Annotated in this window: 15 protein-coding genes; 3 read left to right on the forward strand and 12 right to left on the reverse strand. The window is 61.1% G+C overall.

Annotation, left to right across the window (positions count from 1 at the left end; translation table 11 throughout):
* Positions 1 to 27: 27 nt before the first annotated feature.
* Positions 28 to 2,532, reverse strand: coding sequence for a glycerol-3-phosphate 1-O-acyltransferase PlsB (gene plsB / locus M2497_RS07350; RefSeq protein ID WP_248486607.1), 2,505 nt, complete (start codon positions 2,530 to 2,532; stop codon positions 28 to 30).
* Between the two features lie 181 nt (positions 2,533 to 2,713).
* On the opposite strand from plsB, the gene M2497_RS07355 reads away from it, so the two are divergent.
* A complete protein-coding gene (locus M2497_RS07355; RefSeq protein ID WP_003219353.1) occupies positions 2,714 to 2,923 on the forward strand; it encodes a cold-shock protein in 210 nt (69 codons plus the stop codon).
* 216 nt (positions 2,924 to 3,139) lie between these two features.
* On the opposite strand, the gene M2497_RS07360 is transcribed toward M2497_RS07355, so the two are convergent.
* From M2497_RS07360 to M2497_RS07375, 4 genes are all read right to left on the reverse strand, one after another.
* A complete protein-coding gene (locus tag M2497_RS07360; RefSeq protein WP_248486609.1) occupies positions 3,140 to 3,517 on the reverse strand; it encodes a hypothetical protein in 378 nt (125 codons plus the stop codon).
* A gap of 54 nt (positions 3,518 to 3,571) precedes the next feature.
* Positions 3,572 to 4,381, reverse strand: a complete 810-nt coding sequence (locus tag M2497_RS07365) for a putative RNA methyltransferase (protein WP_248486611.1) — start codon at positions 4,379 to 4,381, stop codon at positions 3,572 to 3,574.
* Complete coding sequence (gene dapE, locus M2497_RS07370) at positions 4,381 to 5,532, reverse strand: succinyl-diaminopimelate desuccinylase (RefSeq protein WP_248486613.1); 1,152 nt, start codon at positions 5,530 to 5,532, stop codon at positions 4,381 to 4,383. The genes M2497_RS07365 and dapE overlap by 1 nt, the downstream gene beginning before the upstream one ends.
* A 190-nt stretch (positions 5,533 to 5,722) precedes the next feature.
* Positions 5,723 to 8,314, reverse strand: a complete 2,592-nt coding sequence (locus M2497_RS07375; protein ID WP_248486614.1) for a glycosyltransferase — start codon at positions 8,312 to 8,314, stop codon at positions 5,723 to 5,725.
* Positions 8,315 to 8,526: 212 nt separating this feature from the next.
* Between M2497_RS07375 and tcdA the strand changes: the two genes are divergently transcribed.
* Positions 8,527 to 9,342, forward strand: a complete 816-nt coding sequence (gene tcdA, locus M2497_RS07380) for a tRNA cyclic N6-threonylcarbamoyladenosine(37) synthase TcdA (RefSeq protein WP_248486616.1) — start codon at positions 8,527 to 8,529, stop codon at positions 9,340 to 9,342.
* Positions 9,343 to 9,458: 116 nt separating this feature from the next.
* On the opposite strand, the gene M2497_RS07385 is transcribed toward tcdA, so the two are convergent.
* From M2497_RS07385 to M2497_RS07400, 4 genes are all read right to left on the reverse strand, one after another.
* Complete coding sequence (locus tag M2497_RS07385; protein WP_248486618.1) at positions 9,459 to 9,872, reverse strand: SufE family protein; 414 nt, start codon at positions 9,870 to 9,872, stop codon at positions 9,459 to 9,461.
* Positions 9,869 to 11,074 carry a cysteine desulfurase gene (locus M2497_RS07390; protein ID WP_248486620.1) on the reverse strand — a complete coding sequence of 402 codons (1,206 nt, stop codon included), beginning with the start codon at positions 11,072 to 11,074 and terminating at the stop codon, positions 9,869 to 9,871. Before M2497_RS07390 ends, M2497_RS07385 begins: the two co-directional genes overlap by 4 nt.
* Before the next feature lie 64 nt (positions 11,075 to 11,138).
* On the reverse strand, positions 11,139 to 12,173 hold the full coding sequence (dapD, locus tag M2497_RS07395; protein WP_071496944.1) for a 2,3,4,5-tetrahydropyridine-2,6-dicarboxylate N-succinyltransferase: 1,035 nt from the start codon (positions 12,171 to 12,173) through the stop codon (positions 11,139 to 11,141).
* A gap of 33 nt (positions 12,174 to 12,206) precedes the next feature.
* Positions 12,207 to 12,515 (reverse strand): arsenate reductase, encoded by a 309-nt coding sequence (locus M2497_RS07400; RefSeq protein ID WP_231999482.1) that lies wholly within the window; start codon positions 12,513 to 12,515, stop codon positions 12,207 to 12,209.
* A 268-nt stretch (positions 12,516 to 12,783) separates the two neighbouring features.
* On the opposite strand from M2497_RS07400, the gene M2497_RS07405 reads away from it, so the two are divergent.
* On the forward strand, positions 12,784 to 14,427 hold the full coding sequence (locus tag M2497_RS07405; RefSeq protein ID WP_248486622.1) for a Na+/H+ antiporter: 1,644 nt from the start codon (positions 12,784 to 12,786) through the stop codon (positions 14,425 to 14,427).
* 47 nt (positions 14,428 to 14,474) lie between these two features.
* On the opposite strand, the gene M2497_RS07410 is transcribed toward M2497_RS07405, so the two are convergent.
* The 3 genes from M2497_RS07410 to M2497_RS07420 form a co-directional block, all read right to left on the reverse strand.
* Positions 14,475 to 15,203, reverse strand: coding sequence for a hypothetical protein (locus M2497_RS07410; RefSeq protein ID WP_248486624.1), 729 nt, complete (start codon positions 15,201 to 15,203; stop codon positions 14,475 to 14,477).
* A 213-nt stretch (positions 15,204 to 15,416) separates the two neighbouring features.
* A complete protein-coding gene (dapC, locus tag M2497_RS07415; RefSeq protein ID WP_248486626.1) occupies positions 15,417 to 16,616 on the reverse strand; it encodes a succinyldiaminopimelate transaminase in 1,200 nt (399 codons plus the stop codon).
* Between the two features lie 159 nt (positions 16,617 to 16,775).
* A complete protein-coding gene (locus tag M2497_RS07420; protein ID WP_248486628.1) occupies positions 16,776 to 19,478 on the reverse strand; it encodes a [protein-PII] uridylyltransferase in 2,703 nt (900 codons plus the stop codon).
* Positions 19,479 to 19,507 lie beyond the last annotated feature (29 nt).

Here is a 19,507-nt window from a genome sequence, read left to right on the forward strand (position 1 = left end):
CGGCATCCAACCGGCGCCTTTTCAAATCTAGCGGTTTTCTTCAGGTTCGATGGGTATTTCGGCCGCGCCATCCACACGATGCAATGCCACCTGGCGGATCGACAGGCGAATCTCCGCCGGCAACACGCGCTTGGCCGCGCCTTCTGCCAGTTCGCCGAGCAGGTCGTGATAGCTCAGCTTGCCGGCTTCATCGCGGCGCAGCACATCTTGCTCCAGTAAGGTCTGGATGAAATGTCGGAAAAGGCTCTTGTCGAAGAATTCCGGGGCGTTGAGGCCATGCAGGATCGACAGGCGCTGGGCCATGATCGTGCACAGGTCTTCCAGCTCTTCGGCGCTGATGCTGTTCTGGCCGCTGTTGAGCAGCAGCGAAATCGCCATGTAGAAGCGTTGCAGGGTCTGGGCGATGCTCTTGGACAGCAGCGTCAGCAACACAAAGTGCCGCGAACTCGGCGCCGGGCGCAGGTACACGTTGTTTTCGAAACGCAGCAGGCCTTGTTCGACAAAGGCTTCCAGCCACTGGTCGATCACGCTGTCGAGTTCTTCCAGCGACCAGCGGATAAACAGCTCCGATTGCAGGTACGGGTACAGCGCGTGGGTGTAGCGCAGGATCTGCTCGCGGCTCATCCGCGAGCTGCTCTGGAAGAAACTCGCCAGCAGCGCCGGCAGGGCGAAGATGTGCAGCACGTTGTTACGGTAGTAGGTCATCAGGACGGCATTCTGCTCGTCCAGGTACAGAATCTTGCCCAGGGCATCACTCTGCTCCGACAGCAGGTCCATGTCCTTGACGTGCTTGATCAGCGCCAGGCCATCGCCTTCGGGCAGGGTGGTGTGGGGCGAGTAGGGCACACGGCGTAACAGCGCCAGGTACAGGTCCAACTGGCGCGCCATGGCTTGCTCGTCCAGGGCCAGGCGCGTGGTGGACAGCAGCGCGAGGGCGACCAGGTTCACCGGGTTCACGGCGGCGGCTTCGTTCAGATGGCGCGCCACCTGTTCGCCGAGGCGGTTGGTGGTTTCGTTGAGCCAGGCTGGCTTGTAGTTCGGCCCCAGTTCCTGGGAGCGCCAGTCCGGTTGCTCGCTGTCGAGGAATTCGGCCAGCTTGATCGGCTCGCCAAAGTTGACCGCGACCTGGCCGAAGCGCTGTTTGAGCGCGCCGACCACCTTGAAAATATCGAAGATCGACTCTTTCTTCTTGCTCGCGCCACGCAGTTCGCCTAGATAGGTACGGCCTTCGAGCACGCGCTCATAGCCGATGTACACCGGCACGAACACGATCGGCATGCGCGAGGAGCGCAGGAAGCTGCGCAGGGTGATCGCCAGCATCCCGGTCTTCGGCTGCAACATGCGCCCGGTGCGCGAGCGCCCGCCTTCGACGAAGTACTCCACCGGGAAGCCTTTGGTGAACAGGGTGTGCAGGTATTCGTTGAACACCGAGGTGTACAGCGGATTGCCCTTGAAGGTGCGGCGCATGAAAAACGCACCGCCACGGCGCAGCAGGCTGCCGATTACCGGCATGTTCAGGTTGATCCCGGCGGCGATGTGCGGTGGGGTCAGGCCATTCTTGAACAGCAAATAGGACAGCAGCAGGTAATCGATATGGCTGCGATGGCAAGGCACGTAGATCACCTCGTAGCCCTGGGCAACCTTCTGCACACCTTCGATGTTATTGACCTTGATGCCGTCGTAGATCTTGTTCCAGAACCAGCTCAGCACCACTTCGAGAAAGCGGATCGCGGTGTAGGTGTAGTCCGAGGCGATTTCGTTGCCGTAGCGCAAGGCCTGGGCCTTGGCTTTTTCCGGGCTGATCTTTTCCCGTTCGGCCTCCTCAATGATGGCCTGGCGCACCAGCGGCATGTTGACCAGGCCCTTCACCAGATTGCGCCGGTGGGACAGATCGGGACCGATCACCGCCGTCTTCAGGTTACGAAAGTGCACACGCAGGATGCGCTGGGCCATGCGCACCGTGCGTTCGTGCCCTTTATTGTGCTCGATCAATTCACGCAGGTTGATAGGCGCAGAGAATTGCACGCGGGTTTTGCGACCCAGGATCAGGATGCTCAACAGGCGGCGTAGACGCCCGGTGACCGCCCAGCTGTCGGCGAACAACAGCTTCCACGGGCTGGACTCGCTCTCGGGGGACTGGCCCCAGAACACGCTGACCGGAATGATTTGTGCATTCTCTTCGGCGTGTTCGCTGAGGGTATCGACCAAGCGGGTCAGCGTGGGCGGTGCGCCGCGCTTGTCCTGGCGACCGAGCCAGTCCGGTTCCGGGGTGAGGTAGAAGAATGCCGCCGGTTCCATCAGCGGGCCGACCGAAACCGGCAGCACCGGGCGCGGCAGGCCGGCCTTGGTGCACTCGGCATCGACCACGGCCAATTCGGTGAGGGAGGGCGATTGCAGGACGTAGAACACCGGCCGGCTGCGGTCCAGGTTAAGGGTTAGGGACGACTGGTTGATCGTCTCCGAGCGAACCCAGAGGTACAACAGTCGACGCAAGGTGCCAAACACTAGACGGCGGAACGGGGAGCGGGTCATAGGCGTGCTGCTTCAAGTGGAAAAAACCGAGCAGGCGCTCGGGCGAGTAGTGTGCCGTATTCGCCGAAAATCGGCAAAAAAGCGGCTAAATAAACTTGAGTTGAAGCTTTTTGAGCCTGTCATATACTCGGCAGTTCAATGCGACTGACTCAACAATAAAAAGCATGTGGGAGCAAAACGGATGGCAACGCGCGAAACCGGCAATGTGAAGTGGTTCAACGATGCAAAGGGCTATGGCTTCATTCAACGCGAAGACGGCAAGGATGTGTTTGTGCATTACCGTGCCATTCGCGGCGAAGGCCACCGCTCCCTGGCCGAGGGCCAGCAGGTGGAATACGCCGTGGTGACCGGCGAGAAGGGGTTGCAGGCGGAGGATGTGGTGGGGCTTTAACGCGCGCTGAACCCCTGTTGTGGTGAGCGGGCTTGAACTGTGGTGAGCAGGCTTGCCCCGCGTTGGGCTGCGAAGCGGCCCTAAAACCCTACGCCGAGGAGTGCCTGACACAACGCGGCGTTCTTATTGGGGCCGCTTCGCAGCCCAACGCGGGGCAAGCCCGCTCACCACAGCAAGCGCGCTCACCACACAAGCCCTTCCCTCATGCTTTCAGGATCAGGCGGTTTTCCAGGTGATCTGCTCTTCACCGTCCACGCTGATGCGAATCCAGGTATCGGCGCTTTCTTCGCCTTCTTCCTCGACCCAGGTCCCCGGTGCACAACGCACTTCCACGTTCAGTGCAGCAAACGCAGCACGGGCGCAGGCAATGTCGTCGTCCCACGGCGTCTGGTCACTTTCCAGGTACAGGCTGTTCCATTTGCCGACGGCTTTGGGCAGCCAGGTGACCGGCACGTTGCCGGCCTTGCATTTGTAGGTCTGGCCTTTCTGGACCCAGTCGGTGCACGGGCCAATGGCGGCGCCCAGCCAGGCGGCAATGGCCTTGTGGTCGACGTCGGCGTCCTTCAGGTAAATCTCGATATCGGGTTGGCGCATGGATGTTCCTCGTTGCGGGATTCGAAAATCCATTCGCGGATACTGGACAGTCAGTTATTGAAGCACGAAATAGTCGTAGCGCATCGACACAGTGACCACCAGCGGCTCGGCCGCCTCGATCACGTGTGCCCGGCGCTCGGCGCTTGCACGCCAGCCATGGGGCGTCATCGCCAGCAGGTTGGCGCGGTCCTGGGGGGCGGCCAGGCTCAGCGTGAATTCCAATGTTTCGCTGTGTGCCAGGCTCATGCCGTCCGGCACCAGGGCCAGGTGTTTGTCGTCGGTGTATTCACGCACTTCGTCGTACAGGCGCTCGCGCAATTCCATCAGGTGGCCGCTGGTCGGGCCGACCTTCATCAGGCCGCCACCGGGGCTGAGCAGGCGCTTGGCCTCTTCCCAGTCCAGTGGGCTGAACACGCTGGCGAGAAATTGGCAGCTACCTGACGCCAATGGCACGCGGGCCATGCTGGCGATCAACCAGGTCAGCGCCGGGTTGCGCTTGCACGCACGCTTGACCGCTTCCTTGGAGATATCCAGTGCGTAGCCGTCGGCGTGGGGCAGGGCTTCAGCGATCTGTGCGGTGTAGTAGCCCTCGCCACAGCCGATATCGACCCAGCGCTGCGGTGCGCGCTCAGCGGCGAGTTCGGCCAGGCGCTTGGCCACCGGGGCGTAGTGCCCGGCGTTGAGGAAGTCGCGGCGCGCTTCCACCATGGCCAGGTTATCGCCCGGGTCGCGGCTGTTCTTGTGCTGCACCGGCAGCAGGTTCAGGTAACCCTGGCGCGCGCGGTCGAAACGATGCCCGGCCGGGCACGCCACGCCATTGTCCACCGCGTTGAGCGGGGCGTTGCAAAGGGGGCAGGCGAGCATCAGGCGAGCAACTTGATCAGGGTCTGGTAGTAGATTTCGGTCAGCACATCGAGGTCGCTGGCGAGGATGCGCTCGTTGACCTGGTGGATCGTCGCGTTGACCGGGCCCAGCTCAACCACTTGGGTGCCGAGGGTGGCGATGAACCGTCCATCGGAGGTGCCGCCGCTGGTGGACGCCTGGGTCTCACGCCCGGTGATCGCCTTGATGCTGGCGGATACCGCATCCAGCAGCGCACCCGGTTCGGTGAGGAACGGCAGGCCCGACAGCGCCCACTCCACGTGCCAGTCCAGGCCGTGCTTGTCGAGAATCTGTGCTACGCGCTGCTGTAGACCTTCGACGGTGGACTCGGTGGAGAAACGGAAGTTGAACACCGCCGTCAGGTCACCGGGGATCACGTTGGTCGCGCCGGTGCCGGAATTGAGGTTGGAGATCTGGAAGCTGGTCGGCGGGAAGAAGGTGTTGCCGTCATCCCAATGCTCGGCGGCCAGTTCGGCCAGGGCCGGTGCTGCCAGGTGGATCGGGTTTTTCGCCAGGTGCGGATAGGCTACGTGGCCTTGCACGCCGCGTACGGTCAGGGTGGCGCCGAGGGAGCCGCGACGGCCGTTCTTGACCACGTCGCCCACCAACGTGGTGCTCGACGGTTCGCCGACGATGCACCAGTCCAGGCGTTCCTTGCGTGCAGCCAGGCGTTCGATCACAGCCTTGGTGCCGTGGTGCGCCGGGCCTTCTTCATCGCTGGTGATCAGGAAAGCCACCGAACCCTTGTGGTCCGGGTAGTCGGCGACAAAACGCTCCGACGCCACCAGCATGGCCGCCAGGCTGCCTTTCATGTCTGCCGCACCACGGCCGCAAAGCATGCCGTGTTCATCGATCAACGCGTCGAACGGGTCGTTCTGCCACGCCTGCACCGGGCCGGTCGGTACCACGTCGGTGTGGCCGGCAAAGCACAGTACCGGGCCATCGTGCTTGCCATGGGTGGCCCAGAAGTTGTCCACGTCTTCGATGCGCATCGGCTCGAGCGCAAAACCGGCGTCGCCCAGGCGCTGCATCATCAGCTTCTGGCAATCGGCGTCGATCGGCGTCACCGAGGGGCGACGGATCAGGTCGATGGCAAGTTGAAGGGTCGGCGAAAGGTCGGCATGGGCCGTCATGGGGAACTCCGGAAGCATGTGATGGGCGCAGGACGTAAGGGGCGCAGATTCAGTGTGGGAGGGGCGGTGCGACGATTCGACTTGCCCCCTCCCACACAAAGCATTGGCCTGGGCCAAGACTCATAAAACGGCCGTTATCTTATAGCAAAACGGCGGCCAGAGGCCGCCGTTTAGTGCATTGCGCGAGTTTTTACGCAGCCGGTGCGGGTTCCGCTGCCGCCGCCGGTTTCGGCAGCGAAGACAGGAACGCCATGACCAGCGCCGCCACATACGGCAGCGACTGCACCAGCAACATCACCACCCAGAAGCGGATGTCATTGCTCGGCAGGCCCTGCACCAGGTAGATCCCCAGCGCCGCGCCCCACAACAGCAGCATGATGAACATCTCTTCGCGGGCTTCGGAAATCGCCACCCAGAAGCCGTGGTTATCGGCGTTTTTCGGTGTACGGAAGAACGGGATGCTGGTGGTGAAGAAGCCATACAGCACCGCCTTGGCGATGGTGTGGGACAACGCCAGACCGGCCAGGGCCGCGCAGAATGCGTCCTTCAAGTTCACGCCCACCGCACGCCGGTAGAGGAAAATGATCTTGCCCACCTTGAACACGAACAGCGCCAACGGCGGGATCGCAAAAATCAGCAGCGGCGGATCGACCCGCGTTGGCACGATGATCATTGCCGCCGACCACAACAGCGCACCCACGGTAAAGAAGATGTTCATGCCGTCCGCCACCCACGGCAGCCAGCCCGCCAGGAAGTGGTAGCGCTGGCCACGGGTCAGCTCGGTGTCCTTGCCGCGCAACAGGCTCGCAGTGTGGCGCTTGATGATCTGGATCGCGCCGTAGGCCCAGCGGAAACGCTGTTTCTTGAAGTCGATAAAGGTATCCGGCATCAAGCCCTTGCCGTAGCTGTCGTGGTAATACGCCGCCGACAGGCCTTTCTCGAACACCCGCAGGCCCAGTTCGGCGTCTTCGCAGATGCACCAGTCGGCCCAGCCCAGTTCTTCGAGCACCGAGCGACGGGTCATGGTCATGGTGCCATGCTGGATGATCGCGTCACGGTCGTTGCGGGTGACCATGCCGATGTGGAAGAAGCCTTTGTATTCCGCGTAGCAGAGCTTCTTGAAGGTGCTTTCGTTCTGGTCGCGGTAGTCCTGCGGCGACTGCACCACGGCGATTTTCGGGTCGGCGAAGTGCGGCACCATGTGCTTGAGCCAATTCGGCGAGACGCAGTAATCGGAGTCGATCACCGCGATCACTTCGGCATCCTTGGCGGTGTGCGGGATCAGGTAGTTCAGTGCGCCACCCTTGAAACCGGCCAGGGGCGCGACATGGAAGAACTTGAAGCGCGGTCCCAGGGTTTCGCAGTAATCGCGCACCGGCTCCCACACGGCCGGGTCCTTGGTGTTGTTGTCGATGATCAGGACTTCGTAGTCCGGGTAATCAAGGGCGGCCAGGGCGTCGAGGGTCTGTTTGACCATCTCCGGCGGCTCGTTGTAGCACGGCACATGGATCGACACTTTCGGGCGGTAGTCCGAATCCCCCACCACTGGCAGGAATTCGCGCCGGCGCTTGTGGGTCCAGACCGCTTCCGCCAGTTCATGGGCTTCGGTCAGCAACACGATAAACACGCCCAGGGCACCGAGGGCCAGGAGAATGCCCACGGTGACACTGAACCAGGTGCTGTATTGCTGGCTGTAGTCGTAGCCGATCCACACCAGCACCGAACCGCACAGGAATGCGATAAAGGTCAGGAAGGTGCGGCCGCGCTGGCGCAGGGCCGAGCCGTCGATCATCAGCAGGGTCAGCGACAACAGCGCGAGCACCACCGAACCGATGGCCAGCACGCGCCACTGCGGGATCGCGACCACGGGGCCTTCAAAGTTGAATTTCTGCTGGCGTGCGGCGTTGTACACGCCCCAGTAGGCGCCCGCCGAGCCTTCGTCGCTGACTTTCCACGGCTGATCGAAGGCCTCGATCACGAAGTAGTTGTAGCCCTGGCGGTTCAGCTTGTTCACCAGCGTGCGCAGGTAAATCGCCTGGTCGGCCGGGGAGGTTTCGTTACCCCCGCGCATGCGTCCGTTACTCGGCCAGCCCACTTCCGACAGCAGCAGCGGCTTTTTCGGGAACAGTTTCTTCAGGTCACGGGCACGGTCGAGTACGTATTGGCCGGCCTTGTCCATCGGGATGTATTCCCAGAATGGCAGGATGTGCGCAGCAATCAGGTCGACGTGCTTGGCCAGTTGCGGGTTCTTTTCCCAGATGTGCCACTGTTCGGAGGTCGTCACCGGTACTTTCACAGCGGCGCGCACCCGGTCCAGCAGCACAATCAGCGCCTCAGGGGTGATTTCTTCCCGGAACAGCGCTTCGTTACCCACCACTACCCGCACCACACTGCGCGAGCTGTTGGCGATTTCGATGGCGCGCTGGATTTCCCGCTCGTTGCGTTCCAGGTCCGGGCTGATCCAGATCCCCAGCGTCACGCGCAGGCCGAACTCTTCCGCCAGCTTGGGGATGTCCCCCAGGGTGCCGTCGACCGAGTAGGTGCGGATGTTGTCCGTCAGCTTGCTCATGATTGCAAGGTCTTGACGCATCTGGTCGTCGGTTGGGTACTGGTCTTTCTGTGGGAACTGGCCTTGTTGGAACGGCGAGTAGGAAAAACCGGAGATCTGTTCAGGCCAGTTGGGGGTGGTGACGGGGCGGTTGATCAGCGCCCAGAAGCCGGTGAACAGCGCGGCGATTGCCAGCACGATCACCAGGTTGAGTCCAAATTTACGCGATGCCATGGCTATTTCGGGTTCCAAAAGGTGTGGAACGAAAAGAGGTGTCGGCCTGCGCCGAACGGCGCGCATCCTACACCGGCGCTTCCCTGACCGTACAGCAAGCAGAGAAAAACCGGACATTAGTCAGCGAAAGGCCATCTTAGTTCTTAACTTGTAGCTTGAGGCTTCGAACTTGTCGCTGCGTAGCCCTATAATGCGCGCCGGTTTTTGGGGTAATGGTCATGAGTACAGAAGATCCGCGGTTTGCAGGCGTCGCCCGCTTGTATGGCATTGAAGGCCTGGAACGCTTGAAAGCGGCCCATGTGGCGATCGTCGGCGTCGGCGGTGTGGGCTCGTGGGCGGCGGAAGCCGTGGCCCGTTGCGGGGTGGGCGAGATTTCGCTGTTTGACCTGGATGACGTCTGCGTCAGCAACAGCAACCGCCAGCTGCATGCCCTGGACAGCACCGTAGGCAAACCCAAGGTCGAGGTGATGGCCGAGCGCCTGCGCGGCATCAACCCGGACTGCACGGTGCATGCGGTGGCCGACTTCGTGACCCGCGACACCATGGCCGAATACATCACCCCCAACATCGATTGCGTGATCGACTGCATCGACGCGGTTAACGCCAAAGCTGCGCTGATCGCCTGGTGCAAACGCCGCAAGATCCAGATCATCACCACCGGCGGCGCCGGCGGGCAGATCGACCCGACATTGATCCAGGTGTGCGACTTGAACCGCACCTTCAACGACCCGTTGGCGTCGAAAGTGCGCTCGACCCTGCGCCGTGACTACGGTTTCTCGCGTACCGTGACCCGCCATTACAGCGTGCCGTGCGTGTTTTCCACCGAGCAACTGCGTTACCCCAAGCCGGATGGCAGCATTTGTTTGCAGAAAAGTTTTGTCGGGGATGGCGTGAAGCTGGACTGCGCGGGTGGGTTTGGCGCGGTGATGATGGTGACCGCCACGTTCGGCATGGTGGCGGCGACCAAGGCGGTGGACAAGATTGTGGCCGGGGTGCGCAGGCCGTCGGAGCGAGTCAAGCCCACTTAAATCTCGGAACCCTACACAATTCAAATGTGGGAGGGGGCTTGCCCCCGATAGCGGTGGATCAGCCAACTTGTTCAGTGACTGACACCCTGCAATCGGGGGCAAGCCCCCTCCCACATTTAGCTTTGTGTATGGCTGATTTCGCGCATGCGTTGCAGGACCGCATTCAGGCCATTGCTGCGCGACGGTGACAGTTGACGGGAAAGCCCCAATTGATTGAACCAGTCGGGCAAGTCCACGGCCAGCAGCTCGGCAGCAGAAAGCCCATTGACCCGCGTCAGCAGCAGCGCCACCAACCCACGAATCATCCGCGCATCGCTGCTGGCGGCGAACTGCCAGTGGCCGTCCTGCAAACGCCCCACCAACCACACCAGGCTTTCACAGCCCTGTACCAGGTTGGCGTCGACTTTGTCCTCGACGGCCAGGGCAGGCAGCCGCTCGCCCCACTGCATCAGCATCCGCGCGCGTTGTTCCCAACTGCCGACGGATTGAAAGGCTTCCAGCGCAGCAACCGCCTCCATTGGCAGGCTCATCGCAGCATATCCAGCGCCTGGTCCAGCGCTTCAAAGAAGCGTTCCAGATCATCCGAATCGTTGTACAGCGCCAGAGACACACGGATCGCCCCTGACAACTCCATTGCCTTGAGCAGCGGCATTGCGCAATGGTGTCCTGCGCGTACGGCAATGCCTTGCTCGGTGAGCAAGTGCGCAAGATCAGCGTTATGCACGCCATCGACAACGAAGCTGACCAACGCCACCTGCGGCGCGCCCAGTATGTGCACGCCATTGCGCGCTTTGAGCCCACGCAACAGGTAGTCATGCAGCGCCGCTTCATGGGCGACGACCGCTTGTTGGTCCAGCGAATTCAGGTAATCCAGGCTGGCACCCAGGCCGATCACACTGGCAATCGGCGGGGTGCCTGCTTCGAAACCCAGCGGCGCCGGGCGGAAACTGGCGCTGTGGTAGTCGGCCTGTTGCACCATCTCGCCGCCAAACTGCCAGTGTCGCAAGTGGTGCAGGGCTGCGTTGCGGCCAAACAGCACGCCGACGCCATCCGGGCCATAGAGCTTGTGGCTGGAAAACACATAGAAGTCGCAACCCAGGGCCTGCACGTCGTGGCGGCCGTGGACGATGCCTTGGGCGCCATCGACCACGGTCAGTGCGCCGTGGGCCTTGGCCGCAGTGATCAGCGCTTCCAGAGGCTGCCAGGCGCCGAGCACGTTGGATAACTGGCTCACCGCCAGCAGGCGTGTGCGCGGGCCGATCAGCGCGGCGGCGGCTTGCAGGTCGATCACGCCGTCATCATTCAACGGCAGCACCACCAGCGTGGCGGCGCGGCGTTTGGCCAGTTGCTGCCAGGGCAGCAGGTTGGCGTGGTGTTCCAGGGCGCTGACGACAATCTCGTCGCCCGCATTGAATAAGTGCTCAAGGCCGTAGGCCAAGAGGTTCAGCGCAGAGGTCGCGCCGTGGGTGAACACGATCTGCCCACTGTCGCCTGCATTCAACCACTGCGCGACCTTGCTGCGGCTGTCTTCGAACGCCTGGGTCGCATGGGCGCCGGGCAAGTGCTGGGCACGGTGCACATTGGCTGCGCCATTGGCGTAGTAATGGCTGATCGCATCCAACAGGGCCTGGGGCTTTTGTGTGGTGGCGGCGTTGTCCAGGTACGTCTGGTCTTGCCGTTGCAGGGTGGCGATGGCCGGGAAATCGGCGCGCCAGGGGGAGGGCACTAGCATGGTGTTCAAGACTCGTATAAGCGAGCCCCAGGGTCGGGGCCCGCTAGTGGCATCGAGTGGCTGCTTAGTTGTGAGCGTGCAGCGCTTCGTTCAGTTCGATGGCCGATTTGTGGGTTTTGCACTCCACGGCACCGGTCTCGGAGTTGCGACGGAACAACAGGTCCGGCTGGCCAGCCAGTTCGCGAGCCTTGACCACTTTGACCAGTTGGTTTTTCTCGTCCAGCAGCGCGACCTTGGTGCCGGCGGTGACGTACAGGCCGGACTCCACGGTGTTGCGGTCGCCCAACGGGATACCGATACCGGCGTTGGCGCCGATCAGGCAGCCTTCGCCGACCTTGATCACAATATTGCCGCCACCCGACAGGGTGCCCATGGTGGAGCAGCCGCCACCCAGGTCCGAGCCCTTGCCGACGAACACGCCGGCCGATACACGGCCTTCGATCATGCCCGGGCCTTCGGTACCGGCGTTGAAGTTGACGAAACCTTCGTGCATCACGGTGGTGCCTTCGCCCACATAAGCACCCAGGCGCAGACGCGCGGCATCAGCGATACGCACGCCGCTCGGCACTACGTAGTCGGTCATTTTCGGGAACTTGTCCACCGAGAACACTTCCAGCAGCTCGCCACGCAGGCGCGCTTCGAGCTGGCGTTCGGCCAGTTCGTTGATGTCGATCGCGCCCTGGCTGGTCCAGGCCACGTTCGGCAACTGCGGGAACACACCGGCCAGGCTCAGGCCGTGGGGCTTGACCAGGCGGTGGGACAACAGGTGCAGCTTGAGGTAGGCCTCAGGCGTGGAGGTCAGTGCGGCGTCTTCGGCCAGCAGGGTGGCAACCAGCGGGGTGTGGCTTTCAGCCAGGCGGTTGAGCAGCGCGGCTTGGGTGGCGTCGACATTCTTGAGGGCATCGGCCAGTTGCAGCGCTTGGCTGATGGTGAAGGTGATGGCCTGGTTGCCTTCGGTGTAACCGAGGATCGGCGCGATGGCCGCGACGATTTCAGCCGATGGGTTGAGCAGCGGTTGCGCGTAAAACACTTCCAGCCAAGCACCTTGGCGGTTCTGAGTGCCGACGCCGAAGCCCAGGCTGAACAGGGAATTGGACATGCTGTTACCTCTACAAAAATGGAAAGGGCTGGCCTACTTGAGGGCCGCCGAATAACTATCTGGCTTGAAGCCAATCAGGGTTCTGTCACCGAGATCAAGCACCGGGCGCTTGATCATCGAAGGTTGTGCGAGCATCAATTCAATGGCTTTCGACTGATCGAGATCGGCTTTGCGTTCGTCTTCGAGTTTGCGAAAGGTGGTGCCCGCACGGTTCAAAACCACCTGCCAACCGTGCTCGTTGCACCATTGGGTCAAGTGTTCGCGGTCGATACCGGCCGTTTTGTAGTCGTGGAACTCATAGCCCACGCCGTGCTCATCGAGCCAGGTGCGCGCTTTTTTCATGGTGTCGCAGGCTTTGATGCCGAAAAGGTGCAACGTTTTGCTTGAAGCGGTCAAGGAATTGCCCCCCTTTGGACCAAGTAGAAATTAAAGGTCACGGATTATGCCACGACCAGCGGGACCGTGCCCCTCGTCATGCTGGCGTGCGACTTATGTGCAAAGGCCGGTCGGCAGCATAGGCGGTTAACATAGCCGGGTAATATGGCACTTCAACGGCCAGTTGTTGCCTCATGTGTGTCGTTGCAAGTCGATTGTCCGGGAAACCCGCTTTATGCAAACCGCCTACACCGTTCTTATCCTGCTGATGCTGGTCAGCGTTTCGCGTCTGGTTGGGCGTGTCATTCCTCTGCCGTTGCCCCTGGTGCAGATCGCCGCCGGTGCCTTGCTGGCCTGGCCGACGCTCGGGCTGCATGTGGCGTTGGACCCGGAGTTGTTCCTGTTTCTGTTCCTGCCGCCGCTGCTGTTTTCGGATGGCTGGCGCATGCCCAAGCGTGAGTTGTGGCGGTTGCGTGGGCCGATCCTGACGTTGGCGGTGGGGTTGGTGTTGTTCACGGTGGTCGGTGCTGGTTATTTCATTCACTGGATATTGCCTACGATCCCGCTGCCGGTGGCCTTCGCCTTGGCAGCCGTTTTGTCGCCGACGGATGCCGTGGCGGTGTCGGCGATTTCCCAGAACCGTCTGCCTACGCCCTTGATGCATATGCTGCAGGGCGAGGCCCTGATGAACGATGCGTCGGGCCTGGTGACGTTCAAGTTTGCCTTGGCGGCGGCGTTGACCGGGGTGTTTTCCCTTGCGGATGCCAGCCTGACCTTTGTGTTGGTCGCGGTCGGTGGCTTGGCTGTTGGCGTAGCCCTGAGCTGGCTGGTCGGCCGACTGCGCGCCTGGATGATCGCACGTGGCTGGGATGACCCGGCAACCCACGTGGTGTTCATGTTGTTGCTGCCATTTGCCGCCTACGTGCTGGCGGAGCGCCTGGGCGCCTCGGGCATCTTGTCGGCGGTCGCCGCGGGCATGATGCAAAGCTGGCTCGACTTGCTACCGCGCCAGACCAGTACGCGCTTGCTCAATCGCAGCGTCTGGTCGCTGCTGGAGTTTGCCTTCAACGGCCTGATCTTCCTGCTGCTGGGCCTGCAACTGCCGGACATCATCAAGGCCGTGGTCAGCCACGAGACAACGCTATGGCCGACCCTGTTTTATCGCTGCCTGGATGTGATCGCGATCTTCCTGGTGTTGGTGGTGCTGCGTTTTATCTGGGTGCAGAGCATCTGGCGGCTGTCAGGCCTGTTACGCCGAATTCGTGGGAAAAGCGAGCTGACGCTGGTGCCGACCGCCCGTTCCTGCTGGTTGTTGACCGTCGGTGGTGTGCGCGGTGCGGTGACGTTGGCCGGTGTCATGTCGGTGCCTTTGCTGCTGGCGCCGGGCCGGGACTTTCCCGAGCGCGACCTGCTGATCTTCATCGCGGCAGGCGTGATCCTCCTGTCGCTGATCGCCGCCTGTATCGCCTTGCCGTTGTTGTTACGCGGCATTGAAAAGAGCCCGGACGAGAAACGTCACAAAGAGGTCCGCGAGGCCTGGAAAAAAACGGCTGTGGCTGCGATCCATGCGCTGGAAGCAGAAGAACCCGCTGAGCCCGAAAGCCAGGACGCCGCCCAGGCGGCACTTGCCACTGAGCTCAAGGCACGGCTGATGTCGGAATATCGCCATCAATTGGAGGTGTTCAACGACTCGGCCGAGGCCCAGGCGCTGGCGCAGCAGATGGACCTGCTTGAGCGCAAACTGCGGCTCAAGGCGCTGCGGGCACAGCGCCTGGAGTTGTACAGCCTGAGTCGTCATCACCAGATTGGTGATGACGTGTTGAGGGAGGTGTTGGCGGATCTGGATATGAGTGAGGCGAATCTGGGCCAGCTGAAATGATTTCGGCGATGCAGGATGATATTGTGAGTCTCTATTAAGAGGGTGTTTTATTTAGCAGTTTCTTTTTTGAGGGTTTCACTTGTTTGGGATAGAAAGGGTCGAAATTTACGCGTGGGTGGATAGAGGGTACTGACGAATTTTTTGTCCTCCTCTGAAATTTCTTGTACTGCGAATTCTTTTTCGCCTTTCTCGTTGTAAGTAAATTTGTAATACATGACAGAGTTTTCATCGAGTGGGCCAGATATGAGTGATCCATCGAGATTGAGTGTTAGTCCTTCTTTGTCGGGGTGAGGCTTTTGTATTATATGAGCACGCTCGTGTTCATGTTCCAATCCTAATACATGTCCCCATTCGTGAAGTGTTGCACTTTCTATTTCCTCGCTGCTGCCATTTGAGCTGATTGTTACATGGGCTGTATTATCGGGGTATTTTGTTGAATCTGTGCCGATCCAAGCCCAACCTTCGCCCTTAGGTAGGGTAGAGTCCATCTGGACTCTTACAGTTGCCTCTTCCGGCTTGGCAGTGAATTCAAACTTAAGATTTACGTAGGGTTGCCATTTGTTGATAGAGTCTTTGACTAGTTTTTCTTGGTCCTTACTCATGCCCACTAGCCCGATTTTGATGACAGAGTTTTGTGGCCAGAGTTTTTTTGTTGAGGCGCTACCTCGTTTATTTCTGTTGTGTACTGGGGCGCTGGTTGTACGGTCGCTGTTGGCCTGCTGGGAGGGATAATAATTCGGTAGTGGGGGCTGTGTGTAGTGGGTGTTAATGGACATGTCAGGCCTCGGGCAGGTTCTTTTAATTTAGGCTTTGAGATTTATATGTATGCATTAGGTGTTTAGTAAGTGGCGTGGTTGACGGGAAAGTTCCACTGGCGCTGTACTAATTTATTCACCCAGGTGAAGCAAGAGTCAATTGAAGCGATCGGAGAAGTCCTTGGTGCGTTTGGAGCGCTCGTACTGTATTGCACAGTACGAGCCTGAGGTAAGTTACTTGTGTCGCAGGATGAAAGCTCGAACGCGCTCAGCCGCCTCGACACATTCCGCCAATGGCGCGACCAACGCCATTCGCACGCGTCCGGCGCCTGGATTGACGCCATCCACTTCCCGCGACAGAAACGAGCCCGGCACCACGGTTACATGTTCTTCCACGAACAAGTCGCGGCAGAACGCGGCATCATCGCCATTCACATTCGGCCACAGGTAGAAGCCGCCGTCCGGGCTCTGCACATCCAGCACTGGCTTGAGAATCGCCAGCACCGCATCGAACTTCTCGCGGTACAGGTCACGGTTGGCTTGCACGTGGGCTTCATCCTGCCAGGCGGCAATGCTTGCCAACTGGGTCTGCACCGGCATCGCGCAGCCGTGGTAGGTGCGGTACAGCAGGAACGCCTTGAGGATGTCAGCGTCGCCGGCCACAAAGCCTGAGCGCAGGCCCGGAAGGTTGGAGCGCTTGGACAGGCTGTGGAACACCACACAACGCTTGAAGTCCTGACGCCCCAGTTCGACGCAGGCGCTCAGCAGGCCCGGCGGCGGGGTTTGTTCGTCGAAGTACAGCTCGCTGTAGCACTCGTCGGCGGCGATGACGAAGTCATATTCGTCGGCCAGGGCGATGAGTTTTTTCAGCGTTTCGACCGGGATCAGCGCGCCGGTCGGGTTGCCGGGGGAGCACAGGAACAGGATCTGGCAACGCTTCCAGATGTCCGGGGTCACGGCGTCGAAGTCCGGGTTGAAGCCATTGGCGTCCAGGCATGGCAGGTAGTGCGGCTTGGCCCCGGCCAGGAACGCGGCGCCTTCGTAGATCTGGTAGAACGGGTTCGGGCTCACCACCAGCGCGTCGTCGCCACGGTTGACCACGGTCTGGGTGAAGGCGAACAGCGCTTCACGGGTGCCATTGACCGGCAGGATATTGCGCGCCGGGTCGAGCCAGCCCTTGGGTACGTTGAAACGGCGTTCGCACCAGGCGCCGATGGCCTCACGCAGCGCCGGGATGCCCAGGGTGGTCGGGTAGACCGCCATCTGGTCGAGATTATCGGCCAGGGCCTTGGCCACGAATTCCGGGGATTTGTGCTTGGGTTCGCCGATGGACAGCGCAATCGGGCGCTTGTCCGGGTTTGGCGGGACGCTGCCGAGCAGGGCGCGCAGTTTCTCGAACGGGTAGGGCTGTAGCTGGTTCAGGGCGTTGTTCATGGAAATCTCGTTCAATTCGGTTGAAAGCATGCGGTCTGCTGGGCGAAGCCATTTAAATGTGGGAGGGGGCTTGCCCCCGATTGCAGTGTGACAGCCAACGCATTTTTATCTGATCCACCGCTATCGGGGGCAAGCCCCCTCCCACACGGGTCCTGTTTTTTAGATGGTCAGGCGTGTCAGTTCCACGCCAGGCTCTTGGGTCACGCTCAGTTGCTGGACGATGGCTTCCTGCAACCGCAGGCACAGCTCAGGGTCGGACAGCGGCTGATTGTCGGCATCGGTGATGAAGAACACGTCTTCGACGCGCTCGCCGAGGGTCGCAATCTTGGCGTTCTGCAGCGACAGGTCGAACTCCAGGAAGATCCCGCCGATGCGTGCCAGCAGGCCTGGGCGATCCGGAGCGCTGAGTTCCAGTACCGTCACCGGCCGTTGGGCGTCGTTGGAAATGGTGACCTGGGGCGCAAATGCAAAATGCTTGAGCTGGCGCGGTACCCGGCGCTGGATGATGGTCGGGTAGTCGTCAGGGTTGCGCAGGGCCTCGGTCAGGCCTTCGCGGATCTTCTTCACGCGCGCCGGGTTGTCGCCAATCGAGTCGCCATCGGTGTCGAGCACGATATAGGTGTCGAGGGTGAACTGGCTGCTGGAGGTGATCACCCGGGCGTCATGGATGTTCAGGTTGAGCTGGTCCATGGCGGCCACGGTTACGGCGAAGAAGTCGTGCTGGTCCGGCGCGTAGATGAAGATCTGCGTGCCGCCTTCGAATTCGCGTTGGGTGGTTTCCTTGATCAGCACCAACGGGCCGCCATCGGCCGGTTGCTGCAGGATCGCGTCGGTATGCCAGGCCACATCACCGGCGGTGTGACGCAGGAAGTAATCGTCGCCCAGTTGCGACCACAGTTGCTCGACATCGTCCGGGTCGTTGCCGCCGCGCACCAGGATATCCAGGGCTGCGCTCTGTGTGCGCCGAATCTGCTCTTCGCGGTCCACCGGGTTTTCCAGGCCACGGCGCAGGGCACGCTTGGTCTCGGTGTACAGCTGGCGCAGCAGGCTGGCGCGCCACGAGTTCCACAGCGTCGGGTTGGTCGCGTTGATATCCGAGACGGTCAGCACGTACAGGTAGTCGAGACGGGTTTCATCACAGACGATCTGTGCGAAGTCGTGGATCACCTGCGGGTCGGACAAGTCCTTGCGCTGGGCGGTCGTCGACATCACCAGGTGGTTCTGCACCAGCCAGACGATCAGGCGGCTGTCCCACAGTGGCAACTGGTGGCGCTGGCAGAAGGCTTCGGCATCAACCGCACCGACCTCGGAGTGGTCGCCGTGCCGGCCCTTGCCGATGTCGTGGTACAGGCCGGCCAGGTAGATCAGCTCGGGCTTGGGCAGCTTGGCCATTAACTTGCTGGCCAGCGGGAATTTCTCCGACACCTGGGTGTATTGCAACTTACGCAAGTGCTTGATCAGGTTCAGGGTGTGGGCGTCAACGGTATAGATGTGGAACAAGTCGTGCTGCATCTGCCCGACGATAAAACCGAACTCCGGCAGGTAGCGCCCGAGGATGCCGTAACGGTTCATGCGGCGCAGGTTGCGGTGGATGCCGATCTTGCACTTGAACAGCTCGATGAACAGGCTGGTGTTGCGGATATCGTTGCGGAAGTCGTCGTCGATCAGGTGCCGGTTTTCCCGCAGGAGGCGAATGGTGTCGGCGCGCACGCCTTTGATTTCCGGCTGTTGGGCCATCAGCACGAAGATTTCCAGCATGGCGAACGGCGTGCGACGGAACACGTTGTCGTTGCGCGCCTCGATATAGCCGTCGTGCAGTTGGAAGCGCGCATTGATCGGTTGTGGCGGCGCTTCGTCTTCAGGGGCCAGGATCACTTCTTCGAAATGCTGGATGATCAGGTCGCTGAGCTGGGCAATACTCATGACCACACGGTAATACTGCTGCATGAAGCTTTCGATGCTGGTCTTCGCGTCTTCGCCTTCAAAACCCAGCAGGGTGGCGATGGAGCGCTGGTGGTCGAACAGCAGGCGGTCTTCGGAACGCCCGGCCAGCATGTGCAGGGCGTAGCGCACCTTCCAGAGGAATTCCTGGGATGAAGCCAGCAGGGCGTTTTCGCTTTCTACCAGGAAGCCTTCGCCGGCCAGGGCGCGCAGGTTCAGGGTGCCGTACTGGCGACGCGCAACCCACAGAATCGTCTGGATATCCCGCAGCCCGCCCGGCGAGCCTTTGACGTTGGGTTCCAGGTTGTATTCGGTGTCGTTGTACTTGTGGTGCCGGGCCTTTTGCTCGGCGCGCTTGGCCAGGAAGAAGTCCTTGCTCGGCCACATGTGTGCGGTGCTGGTGACTTCGAGCATGCGCTGGCGCAGGCGCTCGGGGCCGGCGATGGTGCGGCTTTCCATCAGGTTGGTGATCACGGTGAGGTCGGCGCGCGCCTCTTCGGCGCATTCGTCCACCGAGCGCACGCTTTGGCCGACTTCCAGTCCGATGTCCCACAACAGCGTCAGAAAACGCTCGATGGAATCGCGAAAGATCTCATGGTCGGCGCTGTCCAGCAGGATCAGCAGGTCGATGTCGGAGTAGGGATGCAGCTCGCCGCGCCCGTAGCCGCCGACAGCCACCAGGGCGATGTCTGCGTCTTCGCTCCAACTGAACTGTTCCCAGGCCTTTTGCAGAATGTTATCGACAAACCAGGCCCGGTCCTCGATCAGCCGGCGGATGTCCCGACCACTGCGAAAGCGCGCGTCGAGTACCTCGCGGGCCTGGCGGATAGCCTTCTTGAACGCGGCGATGGGGCTCGCCTTCAGGGCCAGTTCGGCCTGGAACTGGCCACGGTCGAAGAGTTCGGGATCCACCTGGGGCATCGATCGGCTTTCCTTTCTATCTATTCAGT

The organism is Pseudomonas sp. CYM-20-01, from assembly GCF_023169845.1.
In the GTDB taxonomy this organism is placed as follows: Bacteria; Pseudomonadota; Gammaproteobacteria; order Pseudomonadales; family Pseudomonadaceae; genus Aquipseudomonas; species Aquipseudomonas azotoformans.